The sequence below is a fragment of the Parabacteroides sp. D25 genome (assembly GCF_000307475.1).
GTDB lineage: Bacteria > Bacteroidota > Bacteroidia > Bacteroidales > Tannerellaceae > Parabacteroides > Parabacteroides distasonis.
Window position 1 is genome coordinate 594,164 of sequence record NZ_JH976500.1, and the last position, 25,903, is coordinate 620,066.

The 25,903-nt window shown below is 51.8% G+C and carries 18 protein-coding genes; 16 read left to right on the top strand and 2 right to left on the bottom strand.

Features of this window, described 5'->3' with window-relative positions; all coding sequences use genetic code 11:
- Positions 1-184 precede the first annotated feature (184 nt).
- From HMPREF0999_RS02335 to xylE, 4 genes are all read left to right on the top strand, one after another.
- Complete coding sequence (locus tag HMPREF0999_RS02335; protein WP_005862814.1) at positions 185-925, top strand: NUDIX hydrolase; 741 nt, start codon at positions 185-187, stop codon at positions 923-925.
- A 12-nt stretch (positions 926-937) separates the two neighbouring features.
- Complete coding sequence (locus HMPREF0999_RS02340) at positions 938-2,422, top strand: xylulokinase (protein WP_009275084.1); 1,485 nt, start codon at positions 938-940, stop codon at positions 2,420-2,422.
- A gap of 35 nt (positions 2,423-2,457) precedes the next feature.
- Positions 2,458-3,786, top strand: coding sequence for a xylose isomerase (xylA, locus tag HMPREF0999_RS02345; protein WP_009275085.1), 1,329 nt, complete (start codon positions 2,458-2,460; stop codon positions 3,784-3,786).
- A gap of 96 nt (positions 3,787-3,882) precedes the next feature.
- Entirely contained in the window at positions 3,883-5,430 is a 1,548-nt protein-coding gene (gene xylE, locus HMPREF0999_RS02350; RefSeq protein WP_009275086.1) for a D-xylose transporter XylE, read from the top strand.
- A gap of 74 nt (positions 5,431-5,504) precedes the next feature.
- Here the strand turns inward: xylE and HMPREF0999_RS02355 are convergent, their stop codons facing one another.
- Positions 5,505-7,952 (bottom strand): ABC transporter permease, encoded by a 2,448-nt coding sequence (locus HMPREF0999_RS02355; protein ID WP_009275087.1) that lies wholly within the window; start codon positions 7,950-7,952, stop codon positions 5,505-5,507.
- A gap of 345 nt (positions 7,953-8,297) precedes the next feature.
- Here HMPREF0999_RS02355 and hypD point away from each other — a divergent pair, with 345 nt between their 5' ends.
- A complete protein-coding gene (gene hypD / locus HMPREF0999_RS02360; protein ID WP_009275088.1) occupies positions 8,298-10,730 on the top strand; it encodes a trans-4-hydroxy-L-proline dehydratase in 2,433 nt (810 codons plus the stop codon).
- A 3-nt stretch (positions 10,731-10,733) separates the two neighbouring features.
- Entirely contained in the window at positions 10,734-11,639 is a 906-nt protein-coding gene (locus HMPREF0999_RS02365) for a glycyl-radical enzyme activating protein (protein ID WP_009275089.1), read from the top strand.
- Positions 11,640-11,672: 33 nt separating this feature from the next.
- On the opposite strand, the gene HMPREF0999_RS02370 is transcribed toward HMPREF0999_RS02365, so the two are convergent.
- On the bottom strand, positions 11,673-12,551 hold the full coding sequence (locus tag HMPREF0999_RS02370; RefSeq protein ID WP_005857445.1) for a helix-turn-helix domain-containing protein: 879 nt from the start codon (positions 12,549-12,551) through the stop codon (positions 11,673-11,675).
- A gap of 145 nt (positions 12,552-12,696) precedes the next feature.
- Here HMPREF0999_RS02370 and HMPREF0999_RS02375 point away from each other — a divergent pair, with 145 nt between their 5' ends.
- From HMPREF0999_RS02375 to HMPREF0999_RS02420, 10 genes are all read left to right on the top strand, one after another.
- A complete protein-coding gene (locus HMPREF0999_RS02375; RefSeq protein WP_005862797.1) occupies positions 12,697-13,728 on the top strand; it encodes an efflux RND transporter periplasmic adaptor subunit in 1,032 nt (343 codons plus the stop codon).
- Positions 13,725-16,805, top strand: a complete 3,081-nt coding sequence (locus tag HMPREF0999_RS02380; RefSeq protein ID WP_009275090.1) for an efflux RND transporter permease subunit — start codon at positions 13,725-13,727, stop codon at positions 16,803-16,805. Before HMPREF0999_RS02375 ends, HMPREF0999_RS02380 begins: the two co-directional genes overlap by 4 nt.
- A gap of 42 nt (positions 16,806-16,847) precedes the next feature.
- Complete coding sequence (locus HMPREF0999_RS02385) at positions 16,848-18,143, top strand: TolC family protein (RefSeq protein WP_005857439.1); 1,296 nt, start codon at positions 16,848-16,850, stop codon at positions 18,141-18,143.
- 53 nt (positions 18,144-18,196) lie between these two features.
- Positions 18,197-19,006, top strand: coding sequence for a 3'(2'),5'-bisphosphate nucleotidase CysQ (cysQ, locus tag HMPREF0999_RS02390; protein ID WP_005862794.1), 810 nt, complete (start codon positions 18,197-18,199; stop codon positions 19,004-19,006).
- A 246-nt stretch (positions 19,007-19,252) separates the two neighbouring features.
- Complete coding sequence (locus HMPREF0999_RS02395) at positions 19,253-20,806, top strand: SLC13 family permease (RefSeq protein WP_008772345.1); 1,554 nt, start codon at positions 19,253-19,255, stop codon at positions 20,804-20,806.
- Positions 20,794-21,405: an adenylyl-sulfate kinase gene (gene cysC / locus HMPREF0999_RS02400; protein WP_005857434.1), complete on the top strand. Its 612-nt coding sequence runs from the start codon at positions 20,794-20,796 to the stop codon at positions 21,403-21,405. The genes HMPREF0999_RS02395 and cysC overlap by 13 nt, the downstream gene beginning before the upstream one ends.
- Before the next feature lie 8 nt (positions 21,406-21,413).
- The gene (cysD, locus tag HMPREF0999_RS02405; protein WP_005857432.1) at positions 21,414-22,322 is read left to right on the top strand and encodes a sulfate adenylyltransferase subunit CysD; all 909 of its coding nucleotides are present in this window, start codon (positions 21,414-21,416) and stop codon (positions 22,320-22,322) included.
- A 12-nt stretch (positions 22,323-22,334) separates the two neighbouring features.
- Positions 22,335-23,777 (top strand): sulfate adenylyltransferase subunit CysN, encoded by a 1,443-nt coding sequence (gene cysN / locus HMPREF0999_RS02410; RefSeq protein ID WP_008772343.1) that lies wholly within the window; start codon positions 22,335-22,337, stop codon positions 23,775-23,777.
- A 3-nt stretch (positions 23,778-23,780) separates the two neighbouring features.
- Positions 23,781-24,884 carry a sulfotransferase family protein gene (locus HMPREF0999_RS02415; RefSeq protein WP_009275091.1) on the top strand — a complete coding sequence of 368 codons (1,104 nt, stop codon included), beginning with the start codon at positions 23,781-23,783 and terminating at the stop codon, positions 24,882-24,884.
- A gap of 35 nt (positions 24,885-24,919) precedes the next feature.
- Complete coding sequence (locus HMPREF0999_RS02420; RefSeq protein ID WP_008772341.1) at positions 24,920-25,903, top strand: PCMD domain-containing protein; 984 nt, start codon at positions 24,920-24,922, stop codon at positions 25,901-25,903.

Here is a 25,903-nt window from a genome sequence, read left to right on the forward strand (position 1 = left end):
AGCGCCTTCATTATTTGTTCTCATACTAATTGTTTTACTTACATTATGTGTTGTATAGCATATTGTATGATGTACGATACTGAAATATCAGAAAAATAATCAATTAGGAGATGCAAAAAAGACCTTTTGTAATTGCTTTGTTTAGAAAAATACTTATATTTGCGCAAATCTAATTACTGATATCATGGATACACAAAACGAGAATAGAGAGATGCTTTCCCCCTATGTTTCCGTAGACTGCGTTCTTCTCGGCATCAATGATGACAAGCTCACCGTGCTGTTGGCGGAGCGGAAAAGTGAGGAAGGCGAGTTGATCGGCTATAAATTACCCGGCAGCCTGATCTATGAGAACGAGGATTTAGATGACGCCGCCTATCGGATACTGAATGATTCGACCGGCTTGAAGCGTGTCCAATTGAAACAATTCCGTTGTTTCGGTTCCCCCGCCCGTACCTCGAACCGGTTGGACGTGATGTGGCTGGAGGCGACTTCCAAGGTGAAGATCGGACGGTTGATCACGGTCGCTTATCTCGCCTTGTGCAAGAACAGCAGGAAGACGTGTCCGGCCGATAAATCCGACTCGATCCGTTGGTGTCCTATCGACGATCTTCCTCGCTTGCCATTCGATCATAAAGAGATTATTGAGGCTGCCATACAGGAGATCCGTAATTGGGTGGAGAAGGAGCCCGCTATCATTTTCGACTATATGCCGATGAAGTTCACGGCGTTCCAGCTTAGGCGCACGTACGAGGTGATCTATAACCGTGAGATGGACGTGCGCAATTTTCATAAGAAGATGAATTCCTTGGATTACGTGGTGCCCACGGAGGATATGCAAGACGGGGTCGCCCATCGTGCCGCACGGTATTATCGGTTTGATAAGGTGAAATATAATCAACAACGTTCGAAGTTTAATAAGATATAAAACCATACGATTATGTGTCTGTTAGGATGTGACATTGGAAGTTCTTCCATCAAGGTCTCTATTGTCGATGAGGAGACCGGGTTAACAATAGGTGCGGATTTTTATCCCAAAGAAGAGGCCCCGATCAAGGCGTTGCGCCCGGGGTGGGCGGAGCAAAATCCGGAGGATTGGTGGTCGTACGTGAAGATCGCTATGAAAGGTGCCATGAGCAAGGCGAAGGTGAAAGGCGAGGATATCAAGGCGATCGGTATCTCGTACCAGATGCATGGCTTGGTGGTGGTGGACAAGAAGATGGAGGTGCTTCGTCCATCTATTATCTGGTGCGATAGCCGTGCCGTTCCTTATGGCGAGCGTGCGTTTAAGAATATAGGCGAGAAGCGATGCCTTTCCCACCTATTGAACTCGCCGGGTAATTTTACCGCTTCCAAGCTGGCTTGGATCAAGGAGTACGAGCCGGATATCTACGACCGTATCCATAAGATCATGTTGCCGGGAGATTTCATCGCTATGCGCCTGACGGGGGATATCGTGACTACGGTTTCCGGTTTGTCGGAGGGGATTTTCTGGGACTTCAAGAATAATGCCTTATCGGAGGAGTTGATGAATTATTATGGATTCAGTAAGGATCTGATCGCCGATATCCGTCCGACGTTCGGTTTGCAGGGCGAGGTTACCGCCTCGGTCGCCGCCGAGCTGGGCTTGAAGAAAGGCACGCCGGTTACTTATCGCGCGGGCGACCAACCGAATAACGCTTTATCATTGAATGTATTGAATCCGGGCGAGATAGCGGCTACCGGCGGGACATCCGGAGTGGTGTATGGCGTGAACGGCAAGGTGAATTACGATACGCTTTCCCGTGTGAATACGTTCGCCCACGTGAATCATACGATGGAGCAGACCCGCTTGGGTGTCTTGTTGTGCATCAACGGGGTCGGTATCCTTAATTCTTGGATCAAACGGAATATAGCGCTGGAAGGCATCAACTATAATGAGTTGAATGATTTGGCGGCTACGGTTCCCATCGGCTGCGATGGTCTTTCGATCTTGCCGTTCGGAAACGGGGCGGAGCGTATGTTGCAGAATAAGCAGATCGATTGCTCGGTTCATGGATTGAACTTCAACATACATACCAAGGCGCATATGGCTAGGGCGGCGCAAGAAGGTATCGTGTTCGCCTTTAAATACGGTATGGATATTATGAATGAGATGGGGATCGATATTCAGGTAATCCGTGCGGGGAACGCGAACTTGTTCTTAAGCCCGATCTTCCGGGATGCTTTGGCGGGCGTGACGGGTACGGTGATCGAACTGTATGATACGAACGGTGCGGTAGGGGCGGCCAAGGGTGCCGGTATGGGTGCCGGTATCTACAAGAACGCGGAAGAAGCGTTCGCTTCCTTGAAGAAGATCAACGTGATCGAGCCGGACGGTTTCAAGGCGAATGCTTATTGCGGGGCGTTCGAGATTTGGAAGGAACGATTGGAACAATCTATTTAACGGCTGAATTATTTACATTTTTAATACATATTATTATGAGTTACTTTAAAGGAGAGAAAGAATTTTTCCCGGGAATCGGACAGATTCAGTTTGAGGGACGTGAGTCAAAAAATCCGTTGGCATTTCATTATTATGACGCGGATAAGGTAGTAATGGGTAAGACACTAAAGGATCATTTACGCTTCGCTATGGCTTATTGGCATACCTTATGTGCTGAGGGAGGTGATCAGTTTGGTGGTGGAACAAAATCATTCCCTTGGAATGACAGCACGGACGCTATCACCCGTGCGAAGTACAAGATGGACGCCGCTTTCGAGTTTATGACCAAATGTAATATTCCTTACTATTGCTTCCACGACGTGGACGTGGTGGACGAGGCTCCTACGCTGGGTGAGTTCGAGAAACGTTTGCAGACGATGGTGGAACATGCCAAGGAGCATCAAGCCGCTACCGGAAAGAAGCTTCTATGGTCTACCGCGAACGTCTTCAGCAATAAGCGTTATATGAACGGTGCCGCTACGAACCCTTATTTCCCGACCGTGGCATGCGCCGGCACGCAGATCAAGAACGCTATTGACGCTTGTATCGCCTTAGGGGGCGAGAACTACGTGTTCTGGGGCGGCCGTGAGGGGTATATGAGCCTATTGAACACGAACATGAAACGTGAGAAGGATCATTTAGCCATGATGTTGACGATGGCCCGTGATTATGGCCGCAAGAACGGTTTCAAGGGTACGTTCCTGATCGAGCCGAAACCGATGGAACCGACGAAACATCAATATGACGTGGATTCGGAGACCGTGATCGGCTTCCTTCGCCATTATGGATTGGACAAGGATTTCGCCTTGAATATCGAGGTGAACCACGCTACCTTGGCCGGACATACATTCGAGCATGAGTTGCAAGCCGCCGCCGACGCCGGCATGTTGTGCAGTATCGACGCGAACCGTGGCGATTACCAGAATGGTTGGGATACGGATCAATTCCCGATGGATATCTATGAGCTGGCACAGGCTTGGCTGGTTATCCTTGAGGGAGGTGGCTTGACTACCGGAGGTACGAACTTCGACGCCAAGACCCGCCGTAATTCTACGGACTTGGAGGATATCTTCATCGCTCATATCGGTGGTATGGACGCTTTCGCCCGTGCCTTGATGATCGCCGCCGATATCCTTGAGCACTCAGATTACCGCAAGATGCGTGCCGAGCGTTACGCTAGTTTCGATGCCGGTGAGGGCAAGGCATTCGAGGATGGCAAGCTTACGCTGGAAGATCTTCGTACGATCGCTTTGCGTGACGGCGAGCCGAAACAGATCAGCGGTAAGCAGGAATTATACGAGATGATTGTAAATCTGCATATTTAAATAATTGAAAATCGAGAATTGGGAATTGAAAATTATCGTGCGTAAGCCCTAGTTTTCAGCTCTCAATTCTCAGTTTTTAATTAATAAATCTATTCCATGAAAAATAACAACACTTATATTTTCGCTCTTACCTTGGTCGCTACCTTGGGAGGTCTGCTGTTTGGGTATGACACGGCGGTGATCTCCGGTACGGTGGAGTCTTTGCGTAAGTTCTTCATCGAGCCGCAAGGGCTTCCGTTGGATCAAGCCAACGCCTTGGAGGGGTTCGTGGTGAGTAGTGCGTTGATCGGATGTATCCTCGGCGCCTCGTTCGCCGGGTGGATCAGCCAGCGTTACGGCAGGAAGCCTACGTTGATACTGGCCGCTATCCTTTTCTTGCTTTCTGCTATCGGCTCGGCTTGGCCGGAGCTGTTTATCGGCATGCCCGGAAGTGGTGATCATACGTTTATGTATGCGTTCGTGGCTTATCGTATTCTGGGAGGTATCGGCGTGGGGCTGGCCTCCATGGTATCGCCGATGTATATCGCCGAGGTGGCTCCGGCCGATCGCCGGGGGAATCTGGTGGCATGGAACCAGTTTGCCATTATCTTTGGTATGCTGGTGGTATATTTCGTGAATTATACGATCGCCCTTCAAGGAGATGCCGCTTGGCTGAATACGATCGGCTGGCGTTGGATGTTCGCTTCCGAGATTATTCCGGCGGTATTGTTCCTCTCGTTCTTGATGTTCGTGCCGGAGACGCCTCGTTATCTCGTGATGCGTGGGCGTACGGAGAAGGCGTTGGGCGTCTTGAGCCATTTGATGGATCAGGCGGACGCTGGCCGTGAGCTGGAGGATATACGGAATAGTTTCAAGGAGAAAGCTCCGTCGATGAAGCCTTACTTCCGGTTTATGGGGACTTGGCTGGCGCTGTTCTTGGCCGGCTACGGGTTGTTGTCGTGGGCAGGTAATACGAATGCGTTGGAGATCGCCTTGTTGGCTAGTTTCTGTATCGCCTTGCTGTTCCCGATCCGGTCGTTTGGCGTGCTGATCATCTTGGTGGGCGTGTTGCTCTCCGGTTTCCAGCAATTCGTGGGGATCAACGTGGTGCTTTACTATGCCCCGGAGATCTTCAAGACGATGGGAGCGGCCACGGACGCCGCCCTTTTGCAACAGATCGTGGTAGGGGCGGTGAACCTGTCGTTTACCGTATTGGCTATTTTCACGGTGGATAAGTTCGGACGCCGTCCGTTGATGATTATCGGGGCGCTCGTCATGGCGGTATCTATGTTGATCTTGGGAACTACTTTCTATACGCGTTCGGTGGGTATGGGATCATTGGTCTGCATGCTGGTTTATACGGCGGGATTCGCTATGTCGTGGGGACCGGTCTGCTGGGTGTTACTGGCCGAGATCTTCCCGAACTCGATCCGCTCCACAGTAATGAGTATCGCCGTGGCGGGGCAGTGGATCGCCAACTTCTTGGTATCATGGACTTTCCCGATGCTGGATAAGAATCAATACTTGACCGATACGTTCAATCACGGTATGGCCTATTGGATCTATGGCGTGATGGGTATATTGGCGGCGTTGTTCATCTGGAAATTTGTCCCCGAGACGAAAGGAAAGACGCTGGAGGAGATGGAAGGTTATTGGAAACGGTAACCAAACCTGAGACAAGATAATATATGAGTAAAAAAGGACGGATCAATCTACCTGTCCTTTTTTCGTAATGAACCTTAATGCCCCAATTTAGACGCCGGATTTGCCATCGCCGCCCGATAACTCTGGAAAGTAACCGTAGATACGGTCAGTGTCATTATGATTACCAAAGCCACTAAAAATACCCATACGTAGATCGGCGTTTTATAAGCGAAGCTTCGTAACCAAATATGCACCCCATAGTAAGCAAGCGGGATCGAGATAATAAAACAGACGAGCGTGATCCGGAGGAAAGACGAGTTCAGCATCCAAAGGATCTGCCGGACCGTGGACCCATGTACTTTCCGCACGGCTATCTCCTTTTCCCGTCCCTGTAGCTCAAAGATAACCAGTCCGAATACTCCCACGAGGGATAAGAAGACGGCCATCAGGCAAAGGGCGGTAATCAGCGCTCCCTGCCGCCCACTTTTACTGTAAAGCTCCTCCAGTGCCGTATCAAAGAAATGGATATCGGCCGGATAACCCGGGATCAATTCATCCGTTACCTTCCGGATATGCTCGATAGCCGTCCGGGGATTTCCGCCGGGGATCTTGACATAAGCGTATCTTTCCGGCACCGAACGGCGGTAATGATTCTTAGCCGAGGTCCAAAGTCCCATCGGGCGTAACTCTTTATATAGGGATTCATAATGGACATCCTCAAAGATACCGACAATCCGTACCGGTATATCATTATCCGTGATGCTTGTTCCTACCAAGTCCGATAGGTCGTCCGGTTTCTCGGGGGAAAGGCCCGAGACGATCTCCCTCGCTGCCGTCTCGCTAAGGAGGCAAACGGCCTGTGTGTTATCCGCCGCCTCATCCGTCGGCCGGAACTTCCTTCCGGCGATCATCTTTACATCCATTAGCTCCGGGAAATTGGCGGATACTCCCAGCCAGCTCATATAATAATGTTGGCCTTTGTAATTATACCCGATGAAAGAACGTGATTCGTCCGAGACAAATTTGAACTCACTAAAGGAAACATCACGGATAGCGGGGCTTTCCAAGAGACGTGCCTTGAACAATTCGCCCTTTTTCAAGGCCGCCCCCATGCTTAGTCTTACCTCCAGTACGTTTTCTTTGTTAAACCCCAAGTCCACGTTCCCTATATATCTGTTTTGCAAGGAGACGAACAACGCTCCGACAATCAGCGTGATCGAGATAACGAACTGGAACCCCATAAGTAACTTGCGAGTGTTCTTGGCCCGGTCGCTAAGGGTAAAAGACTTGTTCAGCGCCATGACAGGAGGAAACGAGGTGATATAGAAAGCAGGATACAAACCGGCTAGTATACCGCCGCCTGCGACAAGGAAGAATGTGTACGCCGGAATCTTCCAGTTGGCATACAGGTTCAACGGATGCCCCACCATATTCGTGACCCATTGCACGTTATTCAAAAATAACAGGAAAAGCAAGGCGAGGAAGAAGGCGACAACCGAGATTCCCAAGGACTCCAAGACCAGATACTTCCGTAGCGTGGCGTCCGAGCTTCCCAGCACTTTCTGGATGGTGATCGACTTGGTGCGTATCGGCGCCAAGGCTATCGACAGGTTGATATAATTGACCAAGGCGATACCTATGATCAGGATGGCGATAAAGAATAACATATTCGTCCGTAGCTTATTACCGATGGGAGCGGCGTCCGCTCGGACCGGCTGGCCGAAATAGAGATCTGACAAGGGCCGGAGGCGCATATCCTCGATCGTGAAACTTTTCAGGAAAGCCCGGCTATCGGCCATATAGGTCTCGGTAGTGACAGAGGCGGATTCCGGCGTCGACATCAGCAGATAACAATAGTAAAGGCCGGTATGCCAGTTTTCCATCATCTCTTTCTCCATGATCGGGATATACAAGGCATTCTTCACCCGGGTGTTTTCCGGGAAATCGCGAAAGACGCCTCCCACGATATATGCCGGCTCAAAACTAAGCCCATATATAATCGAGCCTTCGGCCCCGGCGAACTCCGACAGATAAACCGGCTTCCCGATAGGATTTTCCTCGCCGAAGAGTTTCCGGGCCATGCTCTCTGGGATCAGCGTCCCTTCCGGACGTTTCAGGCAATCCGTATCGCCGGCCACCAGTTCGAAGCCAAAGACCTTAGTATATCCCGGGGTGATCCGTTCCACCTGCTCCATATAGCTCCGTGCGTCGGGCCCTTCACTGGCTGATATCCCAAAACGTACGGAGGAGTAAACAAGGTTGTTTGTGATAGCGGCCGCTTCTATATAAGGGGAGGCGGCGATGAAACGCTCGAGTTGTGGACGTGCGAAATTAGCCTCCCATATCCCGTCATCCCGCTTGTTTTCTAACTGAAAGATCCTTTCCCTGTTCAAGAGGGAAGCGTCGAAGCTATATTCATGACCGACATGTATGCTTATCAGCATGAATAACAGGAAAGCGAAGCTAAGTCCTAAAAGATTAGTGACCGTCGCTAATTTATAATGTCTCAAGACATAAAGCAGGTTCTTGAATGTACTTTGCATGGTATAAGTTCTTTTAATTTTAAACCCTTTGATCTGGAAATACAAAGCAAAGCTATTCCTTTATTTACGTTCCTGTGTTATTTTTTTGACAAACGGTTACTTTCTGTTGATGAATTGTGATATTATCAATAATTTCCTTATTTTTGCCATCATACTTCAAAAAGAAACAAGCGCTATGTTACACAAAGGCTATCGGATGCTTTTCAACTGCCTGATGTTTTATCTCTAGCAGATACTCTCCCTATATAAACTCATGGGGGCGGGGATGCCCGTCCTGTGTAACAATAAAAAATAACCTTGATGAGGGCGGATAGATCCTACCTCTACGATAAAACATATAATTTTATGAATACGACCCATCACACACATTCATGCGTACATGATACCGTCTCTTCCGTAGGAGCGAACAATTTCGGGATGAACGACCGTATCAAACGTTTGCGCCGGCAGACCTTTGAGGCCCAACCTTCCCTATCGATCGAGCGGGCCTTGATCGAGACCCGTTTTTATCGGGAGAATTACGGAAAGTATCCGATCCCTATCCTGCGTGCCTTGAACTTCCTTGAGATCTGCAAGCAGAAGACGATCTATATCGGCGAGGACGAGTTGATCGTTGGCGAGCGGGGGCCCCGCCCCAAGGCCGTGCCTACCTTCCCGGAACTTACCTGCCATAGCGTGGAGGACCTGCATATATTGAATACCCGGGAGCTGCAACGTTACACAATCTCCCAAGAAGATATCGATACTTACGAGCGGGAGGTGATCCCGTACTGGAAAGGCCGTACCCAGCGGGAGCGCATCTTCAGCCACGTCCCCAAGGAATGGAAAGAGGCGTACGAGGTGGGTATGTTCACCGAGTTCATGGAGCAACGTGCCCCCGGGCATACCGCTTTGGACGGCAAGGTCTACCAATATGGCCTGCTGGACTTGAAGAAACGTATCGAGGGGGAACTAAGCGCCTTGGATTTCATGAACGACCCCGAGGCCACGGACAAGCAGGAGGAGCTGACGGCCATGTCTATCTCCTGCGACGCCGCTATCCTGCTGGCCGAGCGACACGCGGACTTGGCTGACGAGATGTCTCTCACCGAGAAAGATCCCCGCCGTGCCGCTGAGCTGAGGAAGATCGCCGAGGTATGCCGCTGGGTTCCCGCCCACGCTCCCCATACCTATTGGGAAGCGATCCAGATGTACTGGTTTGTCCACCTCGGTACGATCACGGAGCTGAATGGTTGGGATGCCATGAACCCCGGTCATTTCGACCAGCATCTGGCGCCTTTCTACGAGAAAGAAATCGCCGCCGGAACCTTGACCCGTGACGAGGCGAAAGAGTTGATGTCTTGCTTCTTCATCAAGGTAAACAATCATACCGCCCCGCCGAAAGTGGGTATCACGGCGAAGGAGAGCGGAACCTATAACGATTTCACGAACCTGAACATCGGCGGCATCCGGGCGGACGGTAGCGATGGCGTAAGCGAGGTCTCCTATATCATGTTGGAGACGATCGAGGAGCTGCATATCCTCCAGCCCGGCAGCGCCATCCACGTCAGTGCCCGTACGCCGGAGCGTTTCCTTCGTGCTGGGTGCAAGGTGATCCGCCAAGGCCATGGCTACCCGTCGGTATTCAACCCGGATGTGTACGTGCAGGAGTTGATGCGGCAAGGCAAGTCGCTGCGTGACGCCCGCGAGGGAGGTTGCAGCGGTTGCATCGAGGTAGGCGCTTTCGGGAAGGAGGCGTACGTGTTGACCGGTTATCTGAACGTGCCGAAGATATTGGAGGTGACGCTGCATAACGGCGTAGATCCGGTAAGCGGTCGCAAGGTCGGTCTGGAGACCGGCGATCCCCGTGGTTTCCGGACGTATGAGGAGCTTTACGCGGCATTCATGCGCCAGATCCATTATTTCGTGGACATGAAGGTGCGGGTCAGCAACTATATCGACCGCATGTTCGCCAAGTACGCCCCCGCCACGTTCCTCTCCCTGTTTATCGATGATTGTATAGCGAAGGGTAAGGATTACTACAATTGCGGGCCTCGTTACAACACCACTTATATCCAGTGTACCGGATTAGGCACGATAACCGATAGCCTTTCCTCTTTGCGGAAACACGTCTTCGAGGATAAGACCTTCACAATGGAAGCCTTGTTGGATGCGATGGCGGATAATTTCGAGGGACATGAGCCGATGCGCCAAATGATCCTGAACCGTACGCCTTTCTTTGGCAACGATGATCCGTACGCCGACCAGATCGCCGTCCGTGTCTTCGACGATTTATATGACGCGATCGAGGGCAAGCCGAATACGAAAGGGGAGTGTTTCCATTTGAATATGTTATCCACCACTTGCCATGTCTACTTCGGCAAGGTGATGGGAGCCACCCCGAACGGTCGCTTGGCCGGGCGTGCCATCTCCGATGGTACCTCGCCCTCGCATGGGGCGGATATCCACGGGCCGTCCGCCGTGATCAAGTCGCTTGGCAAACTGGATCAGGTGAAGAGCGGCGGCACACTGCTGAACCAACGCTTCCTGCCCAGCCTGCTCTGGAGGGAGGAGGATATCTCGAAGCTGGCCTCCTTGATCCGTAGCTACTTCGCCTTGGGTGGCCATCATATCCAATTCAATATCGTGGATACGGAAACGCTTTACGCCGCCCAGAAGTGTCCGGAGGACTACCGGGATCTGCTGGTCCGTGTAGCGGGCTATAGCGACTATTTCAACGATATGAACGCCGATTTGCAAGCGGACGTGATCGCACGTACGGAGCAAGAGACTTTCTGAGCCATGCTGTTATTCGATATCAAACGATACGCCATAAACGACGGGCCGGGCATTCGTGTCACGATCTTCATGAAAGGATGCCCGCTTGCCTGCGTATGGTGCCATAACCCGGAAGGCATCTCGCCCCGGGCGGAGAAGCTGTATACGAGAAAGAAGTGCATAGGTTGCGGGGCCTGCGTGGATGTATGCCCCACCGGGGCGTTGACCTTGACGGAGGCGGGTATCGTCACGGATCGGTCTCTGTGCCGGACATGCGGTAGATGCGCCGAGGTTTGTCCCACCTTGGCGATGGAGATGTCCGGCCGTGAGTATTCTATCGACGAGGTCATGCGTGAGATCGAGAAAGAGACGGTCTTTATGGATCGCTCCGAGGGAGGCGTTACCTTCTGCGGGGGAGAGCCGTTGTCGCATCCATCGGACTTGGTTGCCCTGCTGGATCGTTGCGGAGCGTTGGGAATCCATCGTGCGGTGGATACGACCTTGTTCGCCTCGCCGGATACCGTCCGGAGCGTAATGGAGCGCACGGATCTTTTTCTGGTGGATTTAAAGCATATGGATTCCGGTAGCCATCGTCGTTTCACGGGTGTCCCGAACGAGCGTATCCTCTCCAATCTTCGGATGATCGCCGAGGCCGGCATAGACTTCCTCATCCGTATCCCGTTGATCGAGGGAGTCAATGCGGACGAGGAAAATATATCCCGTTCCGCCATCTTCTTGGCCTCCTTGCCGTGGGAGCGGAAAGTCGTTAATCTCCTCCCGTACCACGACATCGGAAAAGGTAAGCACGATAAGCGAGGAACCCTCTACAACCCCGGGCACCTTCCGCTATCCACCCCTTCCGAAGCAGTCCTGCAAAGGTGTATCGATCAATTCGCCTCCTGTGGGATAACCGCGTTGATCGGAGGATAATTAGAATAGGGGTGGGAACTGCTCGCCCTCATTTTACCATTTCTTCCGATACTCCGTAGGCGATATCCCGACGTGTTGCTTGAAGTATTTACCGAAGAAGGATTGGTTGGTGAAGTTTAGCCGGTCTGATATCTCTTGGATGGAAAGGGTGGAGGAGGATAATAACGCCTTCGCCTCCAAGACAACGTAATTATCGATCCATTCCCCGGCTGTACGGTTGCTGACGTTCTTTACCAAAAGGGATAAATATTTGGGAGTGACACATAATTTCCCGGCGTAGAAAGCTACCGACCGTTCCTGCTTATGATGTAAGGCGAGCGTTTGTATGAACGCCGCGAACAACTCCTCTTGCCGGCTCTTCTTCACCTCGATCGGCATATGATTCTTAAACATGCCGTAAACCTCGTGGAATACCGCCAACAATAAGCTCTGGGCAATCTCTTTCCGGTAAGGATGCCCTTTCGCTTTCACTTTCTTCCAGAGAAAAGAATGATATTCCTTGATACAACCTATCTCCTCGGCATTCAACTCAGTGACCGGATGCTCCTTGATGTAGAAGAACGCCGGCAAGGTATTCTGTATATGAGGAATGATCTCCTCCATGAAATTCTTGGAGATGACGATGAAGATCCCGGCCACGTCCTCGCTACGTTCCACGTGTTGGATGATCTGATCGGGCAAGGACAATACGAGATGGTTTTCCCCTACGACATATTCCTCCATATTGATCCGTATACGCATGAAGCCTTTCGTGCAAAGCGCGAATACGACGGCGTCTATTCGCATCGGATGGTCGAGCGAGGGAATATCGTCGATGTTATCGAATATGGCGAAATCCTCGTCGATGAAGTCTATGCCGGGTACGTTCTCGATAAGAGAGATACAAGCTTGAGGTAGATCTGTTACGTTCATAATTTATTCTTGTTTGGGCGATAAAATTAGTGAAATAATAGAATAATCCAATTGAAATGTGTCAAATGGGACAATTTGGTTGCAAAACGGAACTTCTTTGGAGTGGATAAACTCATCATCTTCGCGGTATAATAAATCATAGGATATGAAAAGGATGAAAGGCATTGTTTATGGAGGATTATTATCCGTCGTATTCGTGCTGTCCGGATGTTCGGGCAGTCAAAAAGAGGGACGGGATAGTAAAGAGATCCCGGTGGAGATCGTGAAGGTAGCGAAGACCGTTCCGGCTGATACAAGGAATTATGTGGGAACGGTAGAGGAGGTCGTATCTTCCTCGATTAGTTTTCAGGTGATGGGTAATGTAGAGCGAGTATTGGTGGGCGAGGGGCAGAAGGTCCGTGAGGGCCAACTACTAGCGGTGTTAGACAAGGCGACGCTGGAAAACGCCTATAATGCCTCGGCCGCTTCCTTGCGACAAGCGGAGGACGCCTATGCCCGCATGAGAACCTTGCACGAGAATAAGAGCCTGCCGGATATGAAATGGGTAGAGGTGGAGAGCAAATTGGAACAGGCCCGTTCCATGGAGCGAATCTCGAGGAAAAACCTTGAGGACCGGAACCTGTATGCCCCGTTCGGCGGCGTTATCGGCAAGCGCATGGTTGAGGCGGGAGAGAACGTGCAGCCCGGGCAACCGGTTTTCTCCTTGTTAAGGATAGAGACGGTAAACGTGAAGATCGCCGTCCCGGAGAACGAGGTCGCCACGCTAGGCGATCAAGCCGCCATGATAAAGGTAGCCGCTCTGGGCGGACAATGTTTTGAGGGGAAAGTGACGGAGAAAGGTATCGTGGCCAACCCCATCTCCCACACGTACGAGGCGAAGATCCGGCTGGAGAACCCGTCCGGCGCTCTATTGCCCGGCATGGTTTGCGATGTACGCCTGTCGGGAGAGGAATCCGTGCCGGCTATCGCCTTGCCGAACAACGCCGTGCTGATAGCGAACGACGGGGGGCGTTTCGTCTGGAAGATCGTAGACGGAGAGGCGAAAGCTACGCCCGTACGGACGGGCGACTTGACGGAGCAAGGCTTGTTTATTCTGGAAGGGTTGAACGAGGGGGATATCGTCGTGATAGGCGGTTACCAGAAAATCAGTGAGGGCATGAGAGTGCGTGCGTTATGAGAGAACGTAAAAACGGAGTGATCGAATGGACCATGCGTCATTACCAGATCACGTTGCTGGTGATTACCGTGCTGGTCGGGTTGGGTATTTTGGGTTTGGTGGACATGCCGAAACAGGAGTTTCCGGAGTTCACCATCCGCCAAGGCGTGGTAGTGGGTGTTTACCCCGGGGCGACTTCCGGAGAGGTGGAGGAGCAGTTGGCCAAGCCTTTGGAGAGATACCTGTTTACCTTCAAGGAGGTAAAGAAGAAAAAGACGTACTCCATGTCAAGGGATGGAATGGTGTACGTAATGGTGGAGCTGAACGACGACGTGAACAATAAAGACGAGGTCTGGTCGAAGATCAAGCTCGGCTTGCAGAACTTCAAGTCGCAACTGCCCTCGGGCGTACTCGCCGTCATCGCGAATGATGATTTCGGCGATACTTCCGCCTTATTGATCACCTTGGAATCGGAAGACAAGACCTACCGGGAATTGCAGCGATACATGGAGACGCTGGAAGACCGCCTGCGCCGGATCGAGTCCGTATCCAACCTGCGCCGTTACGGGGTACAAAACGAGCAGATCTCGGTCTACTTGGATCCAGACAAGCTAGCCGCTTACGGCCTAGATACCCGTATGCTGATGACAACCTTGTTCACCCAAGGCTTTACCACCGCCTCCGGCTCCTTGGAGAATGGCGGCTTGGACATTCCCATCCACCTTTCCGTGACCTATCCCTCGGAGCGGGAGGTAGGCGAGCAGATCCTGCTGGCCGATGCCGACGGGCATATGATCCGCTTGAAAGACGTGGCCCGTATCGTACGGGAATATCCCGAGCCGGATAGCTATATAACGAACAACGGCAAGAAAGCGATCATCCTTTCCATGGAGATGCGTGAGGGCCATAATATCGTACGATACGGAAAGGAGGTAGACGAGGTGCTACGTGCTTTCGAGCGGGATCTTCCCGAGAGTGTCTCGATCCGCCGGATCGCCGACCAGCCGAAGGTGGTGGGAGACTCGGTAAGTTCCTTCGTGCGGGATTTGTTCGTGTCCATCGTGGTCGTGATCTTGGTGATGATGGTATTGTTCCCGTTCCGCTCGGCATTGGTGGCGGCTACTTCCATCCCGATCAGTGTCTTTATCTCGATCGGTGTCATGTACGCTTGCGGCATCCCGCTGAATACGGTGACGCTGGCCGCCTTGATCGTGGTATTGGGCATGATCGTGGATAACTCCATCATCGTGATAGACGCCTATCTGGAATATCTGGACAAGGGCTATTCCCGTTGGTACGCCGCCGTCTATAGCGCCAAGAACTATTTCAGCTCGATCTTGTTGGCTACGCTGTGTATTTGCGTGATCTTTTTCCCGTTGCTTTTCACGATGACGGGGCAGATGTTGGATTTCGTGACCTTCTTCCCTTGGACGCTTTCCATCTCCCTCATGGTGTCGCTGGCGGTGGCGATGGTCTTTATCCCGCTGCTGGAGCGGGTCTTGATCAAGAAGGGATTGAAGTCCGGGCGGGAGAATACAGGCAAGAAGAGGTTCAATCTGCTGGATACCGTACAGGCCGTCTATACGAGGGCGCTGACGTGGACTTTCCGTTTCCCGAAAGCCACGATCGGTCTAGGCATCCTGACGGTTGCCTTGGCGATCCTGATGATCACTCAACTGAGCCAGCGTATGATGCCGATAGCCGACCGGGATCAGTTCGCCGTCGAGATCTATCTCCCGCAGGGAACCTCGCTGGACCGTACCGCCGCCGTGAGCGATAGTCTCTATAAGCTGTTGTCGGAAGATGAGCGCATCCTGTCCGTCACCTCCTTTATCGGAACTTCCTCGCCCCGTTTCCAAGCTACCTACGCCCCGAACTTGGCCGGGAAGAATTACGCCCAGTTCATTGTCAACACCGCCTCGGTAGAGGCCACCCGTAGCGTGTTGGATGATTATACGGACCGCTACGCCGATTATTTCCCCGACGCTTACGTGAAGTTCAAGCAACTGGATTACCAAAACGTATCCTCTCCTTTAGAGGTCCGTTTCATGGGAGACGATATCGCCCGGTTGAAGCAGGCCGGGGATTCCTTGATGGCCGTGTTGCGTGAGATGGACGGCTTGGTCTGGGTACACACCAATTATGAGGAGGCCTTACCCGACGTACGGGTTCGATTGGACCCAGTGGAAGCCTCCCGCCTCGGGATCACGAAGGCGATGGCCTCGGCCGATCTGGCGATCCGTTACGACGGCCTCTCGGTTGGCTCCCTCTGGGAAGGCGATTACGCTTTGCCGATCCAGCTGAGATCCGATAAGAAAGGGGAGGGTGACGCGTTCGATAAGGTCGGCGACCAGTATCTTCCCACCATCGTCCCCGGCGTGAGCGTCCCGCTCCGGCAAGTCTCCACGATCGAGGGAGGCTGGAATGATGGGCAGATCGTCCGTCGCAACGGCGTGCGTACCTTGAGCGTCTTCGCCGAGGTAACCCGGGGGACCAACCAGAACGCTATGCAGAAACGGATCGAGCGAGTCATGGAAAGCCGTATTATCCCGACCTTGCCCGAGGGCGTGACGTACGAGTACGGTGGAGCCAAGGAGCTGGATTTCGAGACGATGAACCCGCTGATGCAGGGCTTGGCGATCGCCGTGATCATTGTTTTCTTCTTCCTGTTGGTCAATTTCAAGAAGATCGGCTTGGCGTTGGCGGCCCTGTCCTCGTTGCTGCTCACCTTGTTCGGGGCGGCGCTGGGCTTGTGGGCGTTCCATATCGATTTCAGCTTGACGTGCGTCTTGGGCGTTATTAGCTTGATCGGTATCGTGGTGCGAAACGCTATCTTGATATTCGAGCATGCGCAAGACCTGCGGCTCCATAAGCATTATAGCCCGAGGGATGCCGCCTTCGACGCCGGCCGGCGACGCATGCTCCCGATCTTCCTGACCTCGGCTACAACGGCCGTGGGCGTGGTGCCCATGATCATCAGCGGCAGTTCCCTTTGGATGCCGATGGGTGTGGTGATCTGCTCGGGAACGGTCTTCTCGATGATCTTGGCGGTCATCATCCTGCCTGTTTTCTATTGGAAGATATTCGGGAATAAATGAATGATACGGATGTGGATTAGGATATAATATAGGAATGAATATATGCGGAAAAAAGAGATGATAAAAAGATGGATATATGGCATCGTCGGTTCCCTCGTCTTATGCGTGGGGACCGTGAGCGCCCAGCGGACATTATCGCTGGAAGAATGCCGGGAAATGGCTTTGGAGAATAACGCGAAGATGAAGAACGCCCGCTTAGACGTAGAAGGGGCGAGGGAAGGAAAAAAGGAGGCCTTTACGAAATACTTCCCGAATGTCAGCGCCGTGGGAACGGCATTCAAGGCGAACCACGGGATGATGGATATGAGCGTGATACCGGGCCTTCTCGAGTTGTCGATGATGGATGACGGCTTGCTGGGTGGGGTGACCGCTATCCAGCCCGTGTTCGCCGGCGGACAGATCGTGAACGGCAATAAGCTGGCCGACTTGGCGCTCGAGGTGAGCCGTTACCAGATGCGCCAATCCGAGGATGAGGTAGCCCTGACGGTGGAGCGGTATTACTGGCAATGGATCTCCCTTCACGAGAAATTAAGGACGATCGAGATCGTGGAATCCTTGGTGGGGAGTCTTTATAAGGATGTGGAGGTAGCGGTCGGCGCCGGCGTGACGACTCGTAATGACCTACTGCAAGTCCAGTTGAAAAAGAACGGCGTGGCGAGCGACCGCCTGCGGGTGGAGAACGGCTTGCGCCTTTCCAAGATGGTGCTGGCTCAATATATCGGTATCGGGGAAGATGATTTCGAGATCGATTTCACGCTGCCCGCCGAGGTGCCCTCCCCGGAGCTTTACCGGGTGAGCCATGAGGAGGCGCTCCCTACGACACTCTCTTATAAATTGCTGGAGAAGAACGTGGAGGCCGCCCGTCTTCAACAAAAGCTGAAGGTTGGGCAATACTTGCCCACCGTGGGGATCGGAGCCGGGTATATGTATCACAACTTACTGGATAAGGACCGTCCGTTCGGCATGGTTTTCGCTACCGTAGCGATTCCGATCAGTGATTGGTGGGGCGGCTCGCACGCCATCCGGAAGCAAAAGCTTCAGGTGAAGGCGGCCGAGTATTCCCGCCAAAACGCCAATGAGCTTCTGTTGGTGCAAATGCGGAAGCTTTGGAACGAGCTGGAGGAGTCTTATAAGCAAGTCAAGCTCTCGGAGGAGTCCATAGCGACGGCCGAGGAGAATGTCCGCCTTAATACGGACTATTATAAGGCGGGCACGGTAACGCTGAGCGATCTTCTGGACGCCCAATCGCTCCTCCAGCAAAGCCGTGACCAGTATACGGGTGATTATACGGCTTATTTGATCAAACGTACGGAATATTTACAGGCGACAGGGCGTTAATTTATTTTTTTTTCCATATATTTGCTTATTAACAAATAATAAAACGAGAAGTGATGATGAGCTACGCCAATTATCTTTACATAGCGATCCGTGCCGCGGTAGACGCAGGCAAGTCGATCATGGATATTTATAACGACCCCGAATCAGACTTCGGGATAGAGAGAAAAGCAGACAACTCGCCGTTGACAAAGGCGGATAAGGCGGCCCATCGATTGATAACAAACGCTTTGTCCGTTACCCCGTTTCCGGTCTTAAGCGAGGAAGGAAAGGAGATCCCGTTCAAGGAGCGCTCCAAATGGGAGACGCTGTGGATCGTGGACCCGCTGGACGGTACCAAAGAGTTTATCAAGAAAAACGGCGAGTTTACCGTGAATATCGCCTTGGTGGAGAAAGGTGTGCCCGTGTTGGGCGTCATTTATGTGCCCGTCCGGAAGGAGTTGTATTTCGCCTCCTCCTCTGTGGGTGCTTATAAGTTTACGGGAATCGATAGCAGTAGCCAGCCCTCGATGGACGAGATGAAGCAGGGGGCGATACATTTGCCGATGGCGCTGGCGCATCAGGGAATCGTGGTAGTGGCATCCCGGTCTCACCAAACGGAGGAGACCACCGCTTTCATCGATAATCTCCGCAAGCAGGGAAAGCCTGTTACGTTGATCAGTAGCGGTAGCAGCTTGAAGATTTGTCTGGTAGCGGAAGGCTCGGCCGATATCTATCCCCGTTTCGCCCCGACGATGGAATGGGATACCGCCGCCGGCCACGCCATCGCCAAGTCTGCCGGTTGCGACATATATCATATCGACGGTAAGACCCCGCTTCGCTATAACAAGGAAGATTTGCATAATCCGTGGTTTATCGTGAAGTGAGGGAGATGTGTATTTTAAGTTACTGTCAGCGGTGGGAGACGGAGCATGCTCCGTCTCTACAAGCCGTACAATGCATTCTTGTTTATTTGGTTATGAACGAAATTTAGAAGACTACCTTGTAAGAATATAAGTTGGCCCAGAATCAATCATTATTGGTCTATATCCCATATAATCCTAAAAATAGGTTAGCGAAAGGAGTGCGCACTTGAGTATTCTTATTATTTTTGCGCTCTTAAAAGTAAATAGATGAATTTTGATATAGTGTTTGTGTTGCTGGCCCTGATCGGCATGATCGCCGCCTTGGTATGGGATAAGATGCGGCCGGGAATGGTTCTTCTGACAGTGGTCGTGTTTTTTCTCTGCGTAGGCATTCTTACTCCCAAGGAGATGCTGGAGGGCTTTAGCAATAAAGGGATGATAACCGTAGCCATGCTCTTCCTTGTCAGTGAGGGAGTGCGGCAGAGCGGGGCTTTAGGCCAATTGATCAAGAAACTGCTTCCCGAGGGGAAGACCACCGTCTTCAAGGCGCAGGCGAGGATGCTCCCGCCCGTAGCTTTCGTGTCGGCGTTCCTGAATAATACGCCGGTGGTGGTTATTTTCGCCCCGATCATCAAGCGATGGGCGGAGGCGGTGAGGCTTCCGGCCACGAAATTCTTGATCCCTCTCTCGTATGTCACGATATTGGGCGGTATATGTACCTTGATCGGTACTTCTACGAATCTGGTGGTGCACGGCATGATTCTGGAGGCGGGATATGAGGGCTTTACGATGTTTGAGCTGGGGAAAGTCGGTATTTTTATCGCTATCGCCGGTATTTTATATTTGTTCGCTTTCTCGAATAAACTGCTTCCGGACTCGAGGACGGATACGGTATCCGAAGACGGGGAGGATGAGAATCCCGGGAATTTCCACCGGGTGGAGGCCGTGCTGGGCGCACGCTTCCCGGGTATCAACAAGACCTTGGGAGAGTTTAACTTTACCCGCCATTACGGGGCGATCGTGAAAGAGGTGAAAAGCGGCGGACAGCGTTTTACCCGTAATCTGGATACGGTGGTATTGCATGAGGGCGATACCTTGGTGTTGTGGGCGGACGATTCTTTTATCCCTACATGGGGTGAGTCTAGTGTCTTCTTGATGTTGGCGAATGGTAATGAGGCAACGGAGCCGGTATCGAAGAAGAAACGTTGGCTGGCTTTAGGACTGTTGATCTTTATGATTATGGGGGCGACGGTAGGAGAGTTGCCAGTCGTGAAAGAGGCCGTTCCAAGTATGCGCTTGGATATGTTCTTCTTTGTCTGTATTACGACAATCATCATGGCGTGGACGAAGCTTTTCCCGCCTAAAAAATACACGAAATACATTTCTTGGGATATCTTGATAACGATCGCTTGCGCTTTCGCTATCAGCAAGGCCATGGAGAATTCCGGCTTTGCCTCCATGATAGCCCGCCATATAATCGGTATGGCCGACAATTTGGGGCCGTATGCGTTGCTGGCGATTCTATTTATTATTACCAATATATTTACGGAGTTGATCACGAATAACGCTGCGGCGGCATTGAGCTTCCCGATCGCTTTGTCGGTAGCTACGCAATTAGGCGTTGATCCGACCCCATTCTTTGTCGTGATCTGTATGGCGGCGTCGGCTAGTTTCAGTACGCCGATCGGCTACCAGACCAACCTGATCGTACAAGGCGTGGGAGGCTATAAGTTCACGGATTTCGTGAAGGTGGGCTTACCCTTGAACTTGATCACGTTCTTGATCTCCGTGTTTGTAATACCTATGATATGGAAGTTTTAGAAAATAATATCTATCCGATTTTCGACCGTATGCTGGGTCGTGAGGATAAAGAGGCGCTTTTGGGGCAAAGGGGCGTGATGGTGTGGTTCACGGGTTTGAGTGGCTCGGGGAAAAGCACGATCGCTATCGCTTTGGAGCGTGAGTTGCATAAACGGGGATTGCTTTGCCGCATCCTCGACGGGGATAATATCCGTAGTGGTATCAACAATAATCTCGGGTTCTCGCCGGAGGACCGGGTGGAGAATATACGCCGGATCGCCGAGGTGGGTAAACTGTTTGTCGATACGGGTGTTATAACCATAGCGGCTTTTATCAGCCCGAACAACGAGTTGAGAGAGATGGCGTCCGCTATCATCGGTAAAGCGGATTTCTTGGAGGTTTACGTAAGTACGCCGCTCGCCGAGTGCGAACGCCGTGACGTGAAAGGCCTGTATGCCAAGGCCCGGAAAGGCGAGATCAAGGAGTTTACCGGGGTTTCCGCCCCGTTCGAGGCACCGGAGCGTCCGGACCTGTCCTTGGATACCTCCGTATTGAGCGTGGAGCAATCCGTGAACCGGTTGTTGGAGTTGATCGTACCGAAAGTAGAAATTAAACACTGAAAAAAGATATGTCTGATTACAAGTTAAGTCATTTACAGGAGCTGGAGGCCGAGTCTATCCACATCATCCGTGAGGTAGCCGCCGAGTTCGAGAATCCTGTTATGCTTTATTCCATCGGGAAGGATTCTTCCGTGATGGTCCGTTTGGCCGAGAAGGCTTTCGCTCCGGGTAAGGTTCCTTTCCCGTTGATGCACATCGATTCGAAATGGAAGTTTAAGGAGATGATAGAGTTCCGTGATTCTTACGCGAAGAAATTCGGCTGGAACTTGATCGTGGAGTCTAATATGGAGGCTTTCCATGCGGGCGTGGGCCCGTTCACGCATGGAAGCAAGGTGCATACGGACTTGATGAAGACGCAGGCTTTGCTTCATGCCTTGGATAAATATAAGTTCGACGCCGCTTTCGGCGGCGCTCGCCGTGACGAGGAGAAGAGCCGTGCGAAGGAACGTATCTTCTCGTTCCGCGATAAGTTCCATCAATGGGACCCGAAGAACCAGCGCCCGGAGTTGTGGGATATCTATAACGCCCGTGTGCATAAGGGCGAGAGCATCCGTGTATTTCCGCTATCGAACTGGACGGAGCTGGATATCTGGCAATATATCCGTCTGGAGAATATCCCGATCGTTCCCTTGTATTTCGCCAAGGAGCGTCCGTGCGTGGAGATCGACGGTAATTTGATCATGGCGGACGACGACCGCTTGCCGGAGCAATACCGGGACCAGATCCGTATGCGTATGGTCCGTTTCCGTACGTTGGGCTGCTGGCCGCTGACCGGCGCCGTGGAGAGCGAGGCGGATACGATCGAGAAAATCGTGGAGGAGATGATGACCACGACGAAGAGCGAGCGTACGACCCGTGTGATCGACTTCGATCAAGACGCTAGTATGGAGCAGAAGAAACGGGAAGGGTATTTTTAACACAGAAGAGACATGGCAGATACAAAATTAAATATAAAGGAATTCCTAGATAAGGACGAGCAGAAGGACCTGCTGAGATTCTTGACCGCCGGCTCGGTGGATGATGGCAAATCGACCTTGATAGGCCGATTGCTGTTTGATAGTAAGAAAATATACGAGGATCAGTTGGATGCCTTGGAGCGTGACAGCAAGCGTATGGGCAACGCCGGCGAGCATATCGACTACGCTTTGTTGCTGGATGGCTTGAAGGCCGAGCGTGAGCAAGGTATCACGATCGATGTGGCTTACCGTTATTTCAGCACGAACAACCGTAAGTTCATCATCGCCGACACCCCGGGGCACGAGCAGTACACCCGGAATATGATCACGGGTGGTTCCACGGCGAATCTGGCGATCATCTTGGTGGATGCCCGTACGGGCGTGATCACGCAAACCTGCCGTCACACCTATCTGGTATCTTTGCTGGGGATCAAGCATGTGGTGCTGGCCGTGAATAAGATGGACTTGGTGGACTTCGACAAGGATACGTTCGACCGGATCGTGGCGGATTATAAACGTTTCGTGGAGCCGCTGGATATCCCGGATATCACGTATATCCCCTTGTCGGCCTTGGATGGCGATAACGTGGTGGAGAAGAGTGATCGCACGCCTTGGTACGAGGGTACGTCTTTATTGGATTATCTGGAGAACGTGCCTATCGACTTGGATCGTAACTACGAGGACTTCCGTTATCCGGTGCAATACGTGTTGCGCCCGAATCTGGATTTCCGTGGGTTTAGCGGCAAGGTGGCCAGCGGTATCGTGCGTAAGGGAGATACGGTGATGGCGTTGCCTTCCGGGAAGACCTCGAAGGTAAAGAGCATCGTCACCTACGAGGGTGAGTTGGAGCAGGCTTTCCCTCCTCAATGTATTACGATCACCTTGGAGGACGAGATCGATATCTCCCGTGGGGAGATGCTGGTGCACCCGGATAACTTGCCGATCTGCGACCGTAATTTCGAGGCCATGCTGGTGTGGATGGATGAGGAAGCCATGGACGTGAACAAGCAGTTCTACATCAAGCAGACCACTCATACGACACGTGCCCGTGTGGATAGTATCCGCTATAAGGTGAACGTGAACACGATGGAGCAGTCTTCCGTGGATCATCTGGAGCTGAACGAGATCGGCCGTGTGGTATTTACTACCGGCAAGGAGTTGTTCTTCGATCCGTATAGGAGGAATAAGCAGACCGGCTCGTTTATCTTGATCGATCCGATTACGAATAATACGTCCGCCGTGGGTATGATCATCGACCGTGTGGACGCTAAAGATATGGTGACGGAAGACGCTTTGGCTACCTTGAACCTCCCGGAGATGGGAATCGGAGAGGAGCATTATGAGGCGATCCGTAAGGTTTGTGAGGAGTTGGGCCGGCAGGGCGTATCTGTGAAATGTATAACGGAAAAACGATAGGATATGGGATTGTTGGAGTTTGATAAGCTACCGATCAATACGTTGGTCGGGGCGGATTGGGATACGTTCAGGAAGGTGACGGCCCGGCAGCAGATAGACAAGGGCTTTAAGGGTAAGTATCGCCTTACGACCGGTGTTTGCCGCCTGTTGAGCGCCTTGAAGCCGATCGAGGATAGCCGGTTCAAGAAATTGGTCGATAAGCCGCTGGAGATGGACCCCTTGTTTATCTTGGGGCATTGGCGGAGTGGTACGACCTTTGTACATAACATCTTCGCCTGCGATAAGCATTTCGGTTATACCACGACGTACCAGACGGTATTCCCGCACCTGATGCTCTGGGGGCAGCCTTTCTTCAAGAAGAACATGGCTTTCTTGATGCCGGATAAGCGTCCGACCGATAATATGGAGTTGAAGGTGGATCTTCCGCAAGAGGAGGAGTTCGCCTTGTCGAACATGATGCCTTATACGTATTATAATTTCTGGTTCTTCCCGAAACGCTGGATGGAGTATTGCGATCGTTACTTATTGTTTAACGATATCACGGAGGAGGAGCGGCGGATCTTCATGGATACTTTCATGCGTCTGGTTAAGGTTTCCCTCTGGAATACGAACGGTACGCAGTATTTGAGCAAGAACCCACCGCATACGGGGCGTGTGAAGACATTGCTGGAGATGTTCCCGAACGCTAAGTTCATCTACTTGAAGCGAAATCCGTATACGGTATTCGAGAGTACCCGCAGTTTCTTTACGAATACGATCCAGCCATTGCGTTTGCAGGATATCACGAACGAGCAGATCGAGGCGAACTTCATCGAGGTATATCGCCGTCTTTTCTATAAGTACGAGGAAGAGAAGCACCTGATACCGGAAGGCAATCTGGTGGAAGTGAAGTTCGAGGATTTCGAGAAAGACGCTTTCGCCATGACGGAAAATATTTACGGGTCATTAAACTTACCCGGCTTTAAGGAGTCTAAGGCGGATATAGAGAAGTATCTGGGCAAGAAGAAGGGCTACAAGAAGAACCAATACAAGTACGAGGATCGTACGGTCCGGCTCGTAGAGGAAAATTGGGGCATGGCCTTGAAGGAATGGGGCTATAGCTTATAAATAAAGGGTTAGATAGGTATTAAATTGATAGAGGGATGGGTTTGAGTTTAAGAAAGAAAGCGTTATTTTTGGCAATCGCTTGTATGCCTTTGTCCGTGGTTCTCGCGGACGGGGATGGGGTGACATCGGAGAATGTGGTGCCCTTCGCTTATGGAGACATGGATAATTGGATTGTCCGTGAGATTCATGAGTCTGGCATTATCGGGGGAAATACGAAATGGCTTTATGAGCTGGGGCCCTCGGATACGATTGTCGGTAATACGGCGTTTCGTAATATGGGCGGTTCTCCGTGGGCTACTTCCAACGTGATGGCGAAAGTGGCGGGAGTGGTGAAAACCAATACGTCTGTTTTCCCGGAGAAACGGGGGGATGGGATGTGCGCCCGCATGGAGACCCGTTATGAGAGCGTGAAGGTTTTCGGTTTGGTGGATATCGAGGTGATCGCCGCCGGCTCCGTTTTCTTGGGTACGGTGCATGAGCCGATCAAGGGAACAAAGAACCCCCAAGCGATGTTACAATCAGGAGTGCCTTTCTCCAAGAAGCCGAAAGCGTTGCGGTTTGATTATAAGGTGAAAGCCGCTCCCGAGAAGAATCGGGTACGTAGTACGGGGTTCAGCCGTAAGAGTACGGTGGCCGGGCAGGATTCCTTGGCGGTGATCTTGTTGTTGCAGAAACGATGGGAAGACGCGGAAGGGAATGTTTATTCCAAGCGGGTCGGTACGATGGTGCAACGCTATACGGAATCTACCCCTGATTGGGTAAATGACGCTACTTACCCGATCCTTTATGGAAATATAACATCCAAGCCCGAATATAAACCGTATATGCGTATACAAGTAGAGGAACGTTATACGTTAAATAGTAAAGGAAAAAGCGTTCCTATCCAAGAAGTAGGCTGGGCGGAGCCGGGCGAGGCACCTACGCATATGGTGTTGCAGTTCACCTCCAGCCACGGAGGGGCCTATATCGGCTCTCCGGGAAATACGTTTTGGATAGACAACGTAGAATTAATATACTAA